Below are 13,294 nucleotides of genomic sequence, written 5' to 3'. Positions count from 1 at the left end.
TCTCCCGCTCTCTCCTCGCCGCCCAATCGCACTGTGACAATTGGCTACATTCCTAAAACTCGACCAGACTGAATAGGTTAAGTTACGTTGGCAGGAATCGAAGATGAAACAATACAAAATTTTTCGCAATGCCTCGGGCCAAGTTGAAGCGGTGAAACAGGGCTGGTCTTGGCCGGCCTTCTTTTTCAGTGTGATCTGGGCCATTGCTAAACGGCTGTGGATCATTGCGATTTGGGCCATCCTGATTGTCATGGCGATAGGTACGTTTTTAAGCCTGAATGTCGGTTATGAATATAGCTATGAAATTACCAACATCATTTCCCTGTTGGTTTATGTCGTGTTCGGGGTATATGGCAACCGCTGGCGCGAAAAACATTTGCTCACCCGCGGATTTAAACATGTCGAAACCTTAACCGCTGCCAATCCCGCCGGTGCAGTTGCCCTGTATTCAAAAGCAACCAGCGAAGCGGCATGACCGCTTTGTTTTGCTTAGGCTCGGCGCATATCCACCAATACGGCAACGACACGGCAGTTTTAAGCTCACATTTTACTGACTGACCAATGAAGAGGGATGCATGAAAAGATCGCAATATATCGCGCTGTTGATAATCGCACTCAGTTCAACAACCGCTATCGGTAAAGAAACGTTGGTGATCAATCGCACGATTACCGAACCAGAAGTTCTGGCGGCACAAAAAGCATGGTGCGCCGCCTTAGTCGATATCAGTAACACCTACCAAAAAGAAGGGCTAGCTGCAGCCAAAGCCTTAGCGGGAAAAGTGATCGACAGCGCCTATGGCTATCAAATGGGGGGAGTGCTGTTTAAGCCTACGTTAACGGTCAACCCGCAAACATTTCGTACCACTCGGGCCGGTGCGTTAGCCTATTTTGTTGGGGATGATCCTGCATTTCCAAACGACACCGGCTTTGCACTCAAAAACTGGAAAAACTGCGCCATTGATAACGCCGCGATTCTCATCACCGGTGATAGTGCCACGACGATGGGCAAAGTGAATCTCACCAATGCTCAGGGCCAAGTCACTACCGTCGACAAAACCTGGCAGTTTGTTAAAGACGACAATGGCGCACTGCGAATCGTTGTGCACCATTCATCATTAGAGCATCAAGCCAAATAGCCACCTATACGGTCTTAGCGATGTGCTGCACGATCAAATTCTCGGCGGATTGACGTTGTTAGCGCAATAAAAAAGGGAGCAAAAATGCTCCCTTTTTTTACATACGACCACATAAAACAAACCAAGAGTCACGTATTAATTTGCTAGCACAGCGGCCTATTCTTGTTAATCAACAGCCAACCAAATCCCGACAAAAATCATCAAACTGCCTGCGATTCGGTTCAACCACTGAACATTACCGCTTTTTTGCAAAAAATAACGTAGGCTCTGACCACCACCGGCATATGCCAGCAAACAGGCAAACTCAGTAAACAGAATAATACTGATCAGCACGCTAAGTTGCGGCGCCAATGTTTTAGCCGGATTCACAAACGGTGGAAGCAAAGACACCATGAATACCCAGCCTTTAGGATTGGAGATTGCCGTCATAAATCCCTGCATCGCTAAGCTGCGCGCCGACACCATGGGTTTCTCTTCATTTTGTGTCAACTGCATAGCGCCACTGCTGAGCCACATCCGTACTCCGAGATAAATCAGATACGCACCACCCGCATATTTGAGCAACTGAAACAGTGTTGGATAGTTCAGCATCAAGCTAGCGACGCCAATCACCGAAGACACCGCCACCACCGCAACACCGATTAGCTCGCCCCACATCATCGGCAGCGTTCTGCGTACCCCGATTGACATTCCCAGAGTCATCGCCAATGTCATACACATCCCTGGCGTAAAAGAGACAAAAAAGAAGGTCGGAATAAATAACATCAGCGATGTCATATCAATATAAGCGGACAACATCATTCCCCTGACAAGCGATAAAAATTAGGTCGACTCGTTACAGTAAGCCAGCGCTAAACTAAATGCCATACCACGCACGTATAAACATTCCGGCCACTGCAAGCCCTGCAAACAATTCGTGCGCCAATGCACAGTTTGCAATTAAAATATGATTATCCGTGATCATTCCGCCGGATTTAAACCGGTACGACTCCACTCTCACGCCGGTTTAGCAAACGAGGCAATCAGCTGAGTCACAGCGGCTCGCCACGCATTGGCATGAATGCGCGTACAGACAAAACAGGCTACCCAAAGGTAGCCTGTCACTGCGGTTAGGCGCAGGTCGCAAAGTACAACTCGCAGTATCCAAATCAACCCGAGACTTGATCCGCAATACGCACCTGGCGATTTTTGCGGTAGATTTTTACCTGACTCATGGTGATATAAGCCGCACCCGTGATGAAGATGATCCCCGCCGGGATCAGTAACGCGGTATATTTCAACGCGGTATACAAAAAGGTACCCAGCACACCGCCGCAGAAGAACCCGCCCACCAGCATGCTGTGAATCAAAATTTTCTTCTTACTGTGCTGCTTACCTGCGAGCCAATGCCCTACCGAGGCCCCCAGATCAGAGATGATCCCTGTTAGGTGGGTTGTTCGAATAATTGCTCCACTGTAAGTGGTGACCATCGCATTTTGCAGACCACAAGCCGCCGCCGCCAGTAACTCGCCAACGAAATATTCTCGGCTAAAAAAGAGGTAGGCAAAAAATAGCAGCGTACTTTCCAGCAGCAACCCAACGCCATAACTGCGGCTTTGACACAGACTCTGATTTTTGACCACAAAACCACTTAACATCGCACCAACAAAAAATGCGGTGATGATAGAAATCGTCGGAATGAGCGCCTGTAGATTTGCCTGAGCCAGTTCGATGGATGATTTTGCGACCATGCCGGTCAGATAAGAAATTGCATTGTGTGTGAATCCCAGTACAGCAATCGCGTTGGTCAAACCGGCGCATGCTGCAAGGATAAAACCCCCATACCACACTACACGGGGTAACTTGCCAATCACAACCTTGTCCTGATAGCTAACAACAGAAGACGCTACTATAAACCTAATTTTTTCTAATGGAATAGAGCAAATAGACTACTCACCAAATCTTTGCGCTGTATTAATTTTTACCGCTTTCACTCCCCACGTTCTGTGACCTTGCGCCATAGGAAAACACCGAAAACACTTTTCTGCGGCACAAGATCATCACGATGCAATAAAAAACGCCCCGCACAACAAGTATAAATTCTGAATACCTGTCTTATTTATAGAAATCCATAACGAATCGGTCTTAACAGTGGCGTAGCATTTGGGTGACTTGGTTGTTACCTTTAATTAAGTGTCAGGACGAAGGCTACTAGGACAATGGAATTACAACCGGGTCTGATGACCTCACACCAAAGTTATAAAAAGCGCCGTCTCGGGTTGAGCTTTGGATTGGGCATACTGACGTTCTGTTTATCGCTCGGTGCAGATATCCTGTTGGCGCATTACAAAGTGGAAAAGGCCCAGTGGCAATATAGTCAGCAAATCCTGCAGCAGTTTTCCGCCGATCTGAACAAACTAGCCGTAGTTGGACAAACACTGAGCCCCCTATTAGAGCAACCTTGCGCTCAGGTTGAAGCCCGCCTACAACAGCAAGGTGCCATCTCCACCACGCTGCGTTCAATCATGCTGATTGATAACCAACAATTGTATTGCTCTTCCACTCTCGGCACCCAGCAGCATGATGTCAGCCAACGCTTTCCTGAAGTGCAACACGCCACTCCACATCTGCGTTTATTGTCTGGTTCGCTCGATTTAGGCACACGACCATTGATGGCGCTATGGCTGCCACAACCCGGGCAAACCGGTAAAGGCATTATGCTGCTGTTTGATTTGCAGCAAGCGATCCGCTTTCAGTTACAACTCTCACACCCTTATCTATCGCGCGCGGCATTACAAATTGAGCAGCAGGCAATTGTCGGGGGGACCTACAAAATCCTCAGCCAAGAGATGTTAGCGGAAACCGGCATCACCAGTAACGGGCATGTACTGAGTACCCCAGTCAAAGTCCATGTCTACGCACGTCCAATGCGAGATATCATCTGGGATAATGCCACCAGTCACATTGCCGTCGCCCTATTGCTTGCGCTCATGGTGGGTACCCTCACCTTCTCGTTCAGCCGTAAACATTTCAGTGTGCATAACGATCTGATCCTTGCGATGCAGCGCAATGAATTTATCATCAAGTATCAGCCGATTATTCAAAGCGATAATTTGCATTGTGTTGGCGCGGAAGTTTTGGTGCGCTGGCAAACCGCTAAACGTATCATTCCGCCGGATGTCTTTATTCCTTTGGTGGAAGAGCTAGGGCTGATCGTTCCCTTTACCCGTTATGTCATCGCCCATGTTGCCGACGAACTGCCGAAAAGCGCACAGCTGCCCAAAGACTTCAAAATCAGTATTAATGTCGGCTCAGAGCACCTGAATAATGAACAGCTGTTTGCTGATATGCTGAAGTTCAAACATGCGCTGCCGGCGAATCTACAGTTGGTGGTCGAACTCACCGAACGAACCCCCATCGACATCGACGAACATGCCGAACAGTTGCAGCAGCTGCAACGTCATGCCATCAAAATTGCCTTGGATGATTTTGGCTCCGGTCACAGCTCACTGTCTTATCTTAAAAAACTACATCCTGATTACATCAAGATTGATAAAACCTTTACCGCGACCATCGGCACTGAAGCCATCACCGCTACCGTGCTTAATATGATCATCGATTTAGGTCAGAAGCTGAATATCGCGGTAGTCGCTGAAGGCGTGGAAACCGAAGAGCAAGCTAACTACCTGCTACAACGCGGGGTGCAGTTTTTACAAGGGTTCTATTTTGCCCGCCCTATCTCGATGTCCGAACTGCAGCAGTGGCTCAATAGCAAAATTATCTACCCTCCGGCACATGTGCCGCGGATTATGCCCATCGCTAAAACCGCCGATTCAGCAAATGTCAGGCACAAAAAAGCGGACTAGGTTGCCCTAGCCCGCTTACTGATTGATGACAAATGCTCAGTGCATATTTCTTACTGAATACAGTACACCGGATATTTTGTGTTACTCAGCGCTGACAGAGTCCGATAAGCGGCTGATCAATACTTTGTCGACCTTAGTACCATCCATGTCCACCACTTCAAACTCATAATCCTGCCACTGACACTTATCCCCGGTACGTGGCACATTACCCAGTAGCAACATGACCAAGCCCGCTAAAGTGTGGTAGCGATAGGAGCGGTCTTCCGGTAATACCTCCAGCCCCAACAGCTCTTTAAGCTCAGCGGTTGGGATCAACCCATCCACCAACCAAGAGCCGTCACTGCGCTGGACTATCCATGCCTCTTCATCCGGCGATTTAAACTCACCAGTGATCGCCTCAATAATATCTTTTTGCGTCACGATCCCCTGCAAGTCACCGTACTCATCCACCACAAACGCCAGCTTAGTATCAAAGGTTTGGAACTGTGCCAGCAAGTCCATGCCATTGATGGTTTCGGGTAAAAACACCGGCTCAAACATACCGTGGAACAAACTGACGCCATCACGATTGAGGTAGGTATTCTTTAGCAGCTGCTGCGCGGTGATCACCCCCACAATGTTATGCAAGCCACCATCTGTCACAGGGTATTTGCTAAAATCGGTATGTTGGATACGCGCGATATTCTCTTCGTAGCTCAGACGCGTGTTCAAATAGACGACTTCGCTACGGGGTACCATCACCGAGGAGATTTGCCGCGCATCGAGGCGAAAAACATTCTTCACCATCTTATTTTCCTGCGGCTCAATCACCCCCGCACTGGCCCCTTCATCCAGCATGTAGTGAATATCCTCCTCAATGGAGGCGCTACCATCTTTTTCCCGGATCCCGAGTAAAGACAAAATGGCCGTAGTAGAGACCGAGAGTAAACGCACAAAAGGGCTGGTTAAGGTCGCGAGCAGCAGCATCAGACGCGCAACCAGACAGGCAATCCGCTCGGGATCTATCTGCCCAATACGCTTGGGAACCAACTCACCGATGACGATAGAAACGTAGGTTATGATGACAACCACCAGAACGGTGGAGAGATAATCGCTGTGGGCTTCACTGATCCCGATCCACCCCAGCAATGCTTTGATATAGATAGATAAAACCGACTGCCCGACAATACCGCTTAGAATACCAATAGAGGTAATACCGATTTGTACCGTGGACAAGAGCTTATTTGGATCTTGTCCCAATTCCATGGCGACTTTGGCTGATTTGCTGCCGGCTTTATATTTGTGGGCTAACTTTCCTTTCTTGGCGGTAATCAGAGCTATCTCTGACATGGCGAACACACCATTCAAAATGACCAACGCAAGAAGCGCCACTATGTCCATATATTCCTCAGGTTAATGTTATTGAGTACGTGGTTTGAACTTCTTATATACCAATAAACATAAGCCTGATACCAGTAAAACTGCGGGTACGGAGATGACAACTTTAAAAAAGACAGTTTCGTACTCCGTCGCCCATTGGGTATTACTGACGAAATATCCCAATGTCACAATCGGCACTACCCACAACACGGAACTAATCAGGTTGATGATGAAAAAACGCCACTGTGAATAGGCGGTGATCCCAATCATAGAAGGATAGATAGTGCGTACAAATGCGATGTAACGCGCAATCAGCAACGTCAACGCGCCGTGACGTTCGATCAAGGCAAAGGTACGTTGCCGATACTTATCATCCAGACTTTGTACTAAGCGGTTGAATAACCGTGTATGCCCAAACAATCGACCTTGTAGATAGCTGAGCCATGAGCCCACACAGGCGGCAATCACCAAAACCACTGCAAAGCCGGCGGGTAACACATCCAATTGAATCAAGGTACCGGTTAAAAATAACAAACTGTCGCCCGGTAAAAACGCAGTAGGAATAAACCCATTCTCCAGCACAATAAATGCCACTAAGATGGTACACACAAGTACCGAAATACTGGGATCCGAAAGGGTTTGCACATCCATATGGATGAGAGCAGTAAATAACTCAGACAATGACGACATGATAAGCTCATATAATTAGCGCACAACGAATGCATAAAACTACGCTCATCGCTGCAAGATGATACAGAGTGATTAAGCATACCACCCCCGGCGTCCCTTGAAAGCTACTATTACTTTACCAAATATGATTATTCAGCTATGTTCAGCGTTTATTTAGTTATGCGATAGAGGGCATAATGACGCCAAGCTTGAAGCATCGCTCTTTTTCTCGCGCCCTGCTGGCAAGTGCGCTGATTTGTAGTTTGTCCGTAACCTCCGTGTGGGCCGATCCGCCAGAAGGCAAAGGCCATGGTAAAGGCAACAGTCACCACGGCCATAAATCTAAACACCACAAATCTGAATACAAGTCTGATTTCTCTACGACGGATGCCTTGATTGCCGCCGGCATTACTGTTGCTGCAGCACGTTCGCTCGCACTGAATAATCAGCTGATTCAATTTAGTCCGTTGCCGCCAGGGATTCAGAAAAACCTGATGCGCGGAAAGCCGTTACCGCCGGGAATAGCAAAGAAAATGTTACCCGTACCGTTTATTAAACAGCTGCCACACCATCCAGGTTATGAATGGCGCGCGGTGGGCAGTGACTTAGTACTGGTTGCACTCTCTACTGCAATTGTGGTTGATGTGCTGAAAAACGTCTTCGATTGATTTTGCTACCGGTAGCGGAAATCCACCAATTTCACTATGAAATTCACCGCTACCGGTTTCATCACTGTTCATCTTTTTACTCCGCTTGATCTTCCTGCCGCACTCATCACGATCCATACTCTCAGCCTTCTTCCTCTACATCGGTGCAAATACAATCCACCAATTTCACCATGAAATTCATGTAGGCTCCCTTGCCCCCGTCAGTGCAATCAGCCGGAATCGCTTCGGATGTCTCGCGCTTAAACATGAAACTTTATTCGTAACTGACTGAGAATAGGTCAATCGAGATGTCACACCCTCCCTAATCCGTATGCCATACCAAACAGGTCTCGCGCATCGTGCAACCTATGACAGTACTCGCTAGTATAAATCTGGCGGATTTATCTCGGATGTCACATGCTTAATGGCGGTTTTGGGGCTTGTCACTCGATAGCAAAGACGCACACGTCTACGTTATCAGAGCTTAAATAGACTCGCTGAGGTATGGAGGACTTCGCTCAGGCACGTACTTCCCATGCGCAACGTATGATAATCATGCCTAGGCGGGTTGTTATCGCGTTAATAACGCCGGCGTTAAATCCAGCGGAATCGCCTCGGATGTCACACGTTTAAATGCATCATTCGCGACAGCAATGCAGAGTCAAAGCCCCTCATCGATTAGCCGCGTACGCGCAAACAAGCAGAGCTAACCGTAACGTGAAGCATCAAGCACGGATGACACCGCTAAATAATCTGGCGGAATCACCTCGGATGTCACACGGTTAAATATGCCAATTCTAATCACCCAGACTCCCCATCCACCAATTTCACTGTGAAATTGCCGGTTTCCACAACGACGTAGCCACTGCAGCTTGGCATAGCCAATTTGACAATCACCTTGTCCACGACAAGACTTCTCATATACGCCCCCACATAGCAAACAGGTTGCCTATGCGTCATTTTCTTACCGGCCTTGGCTTACTGTTACTCTTGTCAACGGCTAACGTTCAAGCCACAACACCGACAGAGCAAAATCTTCATTGGTGGGATACCTTCACCAACAACATCGTACAAACATGGGAAGAGCCACAACACTACGATCTGTATTTGCCGTTTCTGAGTTGGCATAACCGCTGGCTCTACGATGAGACAGACCACTACAATGAAATGCCATGGGGTGGCGGGTTCGGCGTATCACGCTACAACGAAGAAGGTAATTGGCATGCCTTATATGCCATGATGTTTAAAGACTCGCATAACCACTGGCAACCGATTGTTGGCTATGGTTGGGAAAAGGGTTGGTACATGGATGACGACGAAGATGTGCGGCTTGGACTCGGCTTTACCGCCGGGATCACCGCACGTAAAGATATGGGTAACTACATTCCGTTACCCCTCGTATTACCGCTTTTCTCCGCCAGCTATAAACAAATGAACCTCCAGTTCACCTATATTCCGGGCACCAAAAATAACGGCAACGTCCTGTTTGCTTGGCTACGCTACACATTTTAGCATGCGTGGTTCACCCAATAGTGGGGACTGAAAGTCACGCTCTTATGACGAGCCTAAAAAGTATTATGAAAATGAAGGCGAAAGAGAGTAAATCATCAACCGGTGTAAGATCTTGCCGTAGAATCGCCGTCAGTATTCTCACAATACGAACGGCGTATTCTAGGTTAGCCAGCGAGCACTTATGCCTGCAAGGCCTGCTCCAAATCAGCCAGTAAATCCTCGATGGCTTCAATACCAACGGATAAACGGATCATCTCTGGCTTCACGCCCGCACGCCGTTGCTCCGTCTCCGTGAGCTGCCGGTGTGTCGTAGATGCTGGATGACACGCCAACGACTTAGCATCGCCAATATTAACTAAGCGTTTGAAAATTTGCAGCGCGTCATAGAAACGGATACCGGCTTCGTAACCTTGTGCCAAACCGAATGAAAGCAATGCCGAAGGTTGGCCCTGCATATAACGCTGCGCCAATTGATAATGCGGGTGAGATGGTAAGCCTGCGTAACTTACCCACGCTACCTTCGGATGCGCTAACAAAAAATCAGCCACTTTACGCGCATTATCCACATGACGCTCCATCCGCAGCGCCAACGTTTCTAATCCTTGTAAAATCAAAAAGGCATTCATCGGCGATAATGCTGCCCCAGTATTGCGCAAAAGCACCGTGCGTACGCGACCAATAAACGCCGCCGCCCCAAACGCCTGCGTATAGACCACGCCATGATATGAAGGCTCCGGCTGGCTAAACTGAGGAAAGCGCGTAGCATTCGCCGCCCAGTCAAACTGACCTGAATCCACGATAACGCCACCCAGTGAGGTTCCGTGTCCACCAACATACTTGGTCAAGCTATGCACCACTATATCGGCACCAAACGAAATGGGCTTACAGAGAATCGGACTCGCCACCGTGTTATCCACAATCAGCGGCACGCCCTGTGCGTGTGCAACATCCGCCAGCCCAGCTAAATCAGCGATATTGCCCGCTGGATTACCTATACTTTCGCAGTACACCGCTTTGGTTTTTGCATCTATTAACTTCGCGACCGACTCCGGTCGGTCATCCGCGGCAAAACGCACTTCAATACCGGCATTGGGTAACATGTGAGCAAAGAGGGTGTAGGTGCCCCCGTATAACTGCGGCGTAGCAACAATGTTGTCGCCAACCCCAGCAAGCGTCTGAATAGCATAGGTGATGGCTGCCGCGCCAGACGACACCGCTAAACCGGCGATCCCGCCTTCCAATGCGGCCATGCGTTTTTCTAACACATCGGTGGTCGGATTCATGATGCGCGTATAAATATTGCCTGGAACTTCCAGATTGAACAGCGCAGCACCATGTTCAGCACTGTCAAACTCATAGGCAACAGTTTGATAAATCGGTACCGCCACCGCTTGCGTTGCACTATCGCAAGCAAAACCGTGGTGTAGGGCGAGGGTAGCATCACGCATGAAACACTCCTTGTTTCGAACAATACAGTCAGATCAATAATTATCCACTGTATGTCAGATAAGCCCGTGGCTCAAGCATCATATGCTACACAGAAAATGGGACAGGACAGGACAGGACAGGACAGGACAGGACAGGACAGGACAGGACAGGAAAATATATCGCGTACACTTAATCGCTTCTAGGGGAGACTAATAGACTCTCATACAGCGTATGATATAGGTTTAAATATAGATAATAGAAAAGGTGCCGACAGGCACCTTTTTCTACATCACAAATATTCAATAAAGCCTAACCAAACCCTGTGCAAGAGATGAAATCCACCAATTTCACCGTGAAATCGCATCCCTTATTATTAAAGAGAGCGGAGCTCTTGCCGGCAGTTAGTCATGTACCAGCGACTGCATTTCATCGGCCGCTAACATCAAATGTTTCATCAAAATATCAACTTGCTGCTTAGACAAATCCGTACCAGATACTTGCAATTTACGTCGGTAGTTATCACCTTGCGAAATGGTGGCAATCACCGAAGAGGTACCCACTTTAAACAGCGTTTCTTTCTGTTTAATTTCGCGTACTGTCTCGCCTTTTTGCTTTAACTGCCGTGCGGCTTTGCTGGCCTGATTTACCACTTCCGCCACCAGCTCTTCGTTTGAGGCATGGCCAAAACGCTGTGTTTGACGGATATCGGCCAACTCATGGGCAATCAGCATCTGATCATCTTCGGTCAACGCCTGTGCTGCCGTCACCAGATTATTGATCTGGGCATAGGACAGGGCATACACGTCCGGAACTTGCAGTAACCAAGGGCGAGGAATACGCGCCGCTTTTAAGATTCGCGTAACTGTCGCCGGTGAACGGCCTAATGCGGCGGATAACCCTTTCTGATCGGGGTACAGCCCCTCATCCAGCATTTGCTGCCAACGCTGAGCTAACTCCACCACTGACAACTCTTTCTGAGCATTCGTTGCTTCTGCAATAAACTCCGCATCCGCCAATGAGATCGGGCTTTCTGGCAGCAGGATCTTAAAATCACACCCCGCGTAAATACAGGCTTTACGGCGGCGCGAACCGGCTAACACATCTATCTTACCATCCGCATTCAAATTACCGATTGCAGGATAATACTGGCCCGACACGGTTAGCGATTGCAAAATATCTCGCACTGACTCACGCGTCAGCAAAGATTGATCGCGGCCATTGATCGCCGGCACATCCGTCAATGCTTCAATGTCGTCATGTGGGATCACCCGCAACATAAAACGGCGTTGTGAACCATCTTTGAGATGCAGCATGCTGCCTTCACCCGGCTTTTGCTGCTCCAGCAAACGGCGGTTTTCCTCCGTCAATGCATCCAGCTTTTTCTCCAACGTCTCGAGCGGAGACTCGGTAACCACTGGCGTGCTATTGGTGGCAAAAGATGCCAAATCAAAGGAAGGACGTACACGTGCATTCTTAACCATGGTTTGCCTCTTTACGCCATATATTCTGCATAATCTCTTCGAACTCAAATACCGCCTGCAAGCATTCCGCCTGCGCATTAATCAATGATGCTCGTCCGCCCGGATATTCACTCGGGCTCAATTCATAAATCGAAGACATCAAGCTGGAGCAATGCTTGATAGCCTCAGAGTGGGGGATCTGCCCTAACATCAAATCTTGACCAAACAGCTCACGTAAAATCGCCGCTTTCTGCTGATTCGGCACCGAACGCTTATCCAAATCAGTCATAATTAGCTTAATCTCAGACCAATGCAGTGGGCAATGCGCTTCAATGGCCGCCTTGATTTGCGGTAACACCGATAAGAAATCGCCAGTCGCATCAGTATCATTATGATCTGGCTTCACCGGCACAATCAGCACATCTGACGCGGCCAGTACGTTATAGAGCAAGAAGTTCAGTGCCGGCGAAGTATCAATCAACACCACATCATAATAAGGCGAGATCACCGATAACAGACGTGACAGCAGGGAATACGGCGAAGTAATTTTCCCATCGGCCAAACCGCGTTGCACCCAAGCTTCAAATAACTTGTCAGCAACCCCACCTGGCAACAGATCCAAATTAGGAATATTGGTCTTTTTCAGTGCGGCAGTCACTTGCTGCGCCAACTCGCTATCCGGCAACGTGGGATCGCCGGCCAACGTCAGCAATTCCGATAATACGGTATCCTCGGTATCAATCTGCGGCGCCATATAGCCGGTGCACATATTGGTTTGACCATCCGCATCCACCACCAAAATCCGGTACTGGGTTTTCGCTTCAATCGCCAAACCGGTTGCCAGCGTCATTGCCGTAGTGGTTTTGCCCACACCACCTTTAATATTCAACACAGAAGAGACAATCATTCGCGAGGCATTGGCTTTGGCCTGCTGACCGACAGCTTCACGTAAACGGAACAAATCAGGTAAAGGCAACGACCAACGGCAACCCACCATAGGCACATCTAAGCCATGCTGTTCACAAAGTTTCACCAATTGGCGATTATTGATCCCCAGCGCCTTAGCGGCTTCATTTTGCGTATAGGTTCGAAACGGCTTGCCGTTATGGGTCTGTTCATCGACAAACGCCGCAGATTTACGACAGGCAATCCGATAACGCGCTCCATTTTGCTCCAAGCGCTGCAGTTTTGAGTCCATCGCCTTCCTCGTCAAAGTGTCATCCTCTTTAATAAGGATA

The 13,294-nt window shown here is 48.5% G+C and carries 12 protein-coding genes; 5 read left to right on the top strand and 7 right to left on the bottom strand.

The features are described from left to right. Positions 1 to 103: 103 nt before the first annotated feature. Positions 104 to 475 (top strand): DUF2628 domain-containing protein, encoded by a 372-nt coding sequence (locus L975_RS03760; protein WP_047707260.1) that lies wholly within the window; start codon positions 104 to 106, stop codon positions 473 to 475. Between the two features lie 100 nt (positions 476 to 575). Continuing rightward, positions 576 to 1,136, top strand: a complete 561-nt coding sequence (locus L975_RS03755; protein ID WP_047707259.1) for a hypothetical protein — start codon at positions 576 to 578, stop codon at positions 1,134 to 1,136. A gap of 165 nt (positions 1,137 to 1,301) precedes the next feature. Here the strand turns inward: L975_RS03755 and L975_RS03750 are convergent, their stop codons facing one another. Together L975_RS03750 and L975_RS03745 are read right to left on the bottom strand one after the other, a co-directional pair. Further along, positions 1,302 to 1,901 carry a LysE family translocator gene (locus tag L975_RS03750; protein WP_218185550.1) on the bottom strand — a complete coding sequence of 200 codons (600 nt, stop codon included), beginning with the start codon at positions 1,899 to 1,901 and terminating at the stop codon, positions 1,302 to 1,304. A gap of 383 nt (positions 1,902 to 2,284) precedes the next feature. Next, positions 2,285 to 2,989: a YoaK family protein gene (locus L975_RS03745; protein WP_010863287.1), complete on the bottom strand. Its 705-nt coding sequence runs from the start codon at positions 2,987 to 2,989 to the stop codon at positions 2,285 to 2,287. Between the two features lie 345 nt (positions 2,990 to 3,334). Between L975_RS03745 and L975_RS03740 the strand changes: the two genes are divergently transcribed. Then, positions 3,335 to 4,981, top strand: a complete 1,647-nt coding sequence (locus L975_RS03740; RefSeq protein ID WP_047707258.1) for an EAL domain-containing protein — start codon at positions 3,335 to 3,337, stop codon at positions 4,979 to 4,981. Positions 4,982 to 5,062: 81 nt separating this feature from the next. On the opposite strand, the gene L975_RS03735 is transcribed toward L975_RS03740, so the two are convergent. Together L975_RS03735 and L975_RS03730 are read right to left on the bottom strand one after the other, a co-directional pair. Next, the gene (locus tag L975_RS03735; RefSeq protein ID WP_047707257.1) at positions 5,063 to 6,361 is read right to left on the bottom strand and encodes a hemolysin family protein; all 1,299 of its coding nucleotides are present in this window, start codon (positions 6,359 to 6,361) and stop codon (positions 5,063 to 5,065) included. Positions 6,362 to 6,379: 18 nt separating this feature from the next. Next, the gene (locus tag L975_RS03730; protein ID WP_010863284.1) at positions 6,380 to 7,030 is read right to left on the bottom strand and encodes a DedA family protein; all 651 of its coding nucleotides are present in this window, start codon (positions 7,028 to 7,030) and stop codon (positions 6,380 to 6,382) included. 176 nt (positions 7,031 to 7,206) lie between these two features. Here L975_RS03730 and L975_RS03725 point away from each other — a divergent pair, with 176 nt between their 5' ends. Then, positions 7,207 to 7,677, top strand: coding sequence for an anti-virulence regulator CigR family protein (locus L975_RS03725; RefSeq protein WP_052181251.1), 471 nt, complete (start codon positions 7,207 to 7,209; stop codon positions 7,675 to 7,677). Between the two features lie 930 nt (positions 7,678 to 8,607). After that, a complete protein-coding gene (pagP, locus tag L975_RS03720) occupies positions 8,608 to 9,168 on the top strand; it encodes a lipid IV(A) palmitoyltransferase PagP (protein WP_047707255.1) in 561 nt (186 codons plus the stop codon). A gap of 179 nt (positions 9,169 to 9,347) precedes the next feature. On the opposite strand, the gene L975_RS03715 is transcribed toward pagP, so the two are convergent. From L975_RS03715 to L975_RS03705, 3 genes are all read right to left on the bottom strand, one after another. Then, positions 9,348 to 10,616 (bottom strand): O-acetylhomoserine aminocarboxypropyltransferase/cysteine synthase family protein, encoded by a 1,269-nt coding sequence (locus L975_RS03715; protein WP_047707254.1) that lies wholly within the window; start codon positions 10,614 to 10,616, stop codon positions 9,348 to 9,350. 381 nt (positions 10,617 to 10,997) lie between these two features. Next, entirely contained in the window at positions 10,998 to 12,077 is a 1,080-nt protein-coding gene (locus tag L975_RS17170; RefSeq protein ID WP_010863280.1) for a ParB/RepB/Spo0J family partition protein, read from the bottom strand. Next, entirely contained in the window at positions 12,070 to 13,254 is a 1,185-nt protein-coding gene (locus L975_RS03705) for a ParA family protein (RefSeq protein ID WP_047707253.1), read from the bottom strand. The genes L975_RS17170 and L975_RS03705 overlap by 8 nt, the downstream gene beginning before the upstream one ends. Positions 13,255 to 13,294 lie beyond the last annotated feature (40 nt).

The sequence above is a fragment of the Plesiomonas sp. ZOR0011 genome, assembly GCF_000800945.1.
In the GTDB taxonomy this organism is placed as follows: Bacteria; Pseudomonadota; Gammaproteobacteria; order Enterobacterales; family CAMTGL01; genus Plesiomonas; species Plesiomonas shigelloides.
This window is presented reverse-complemented; position numbering and strand designations above follow the sequence as displayed.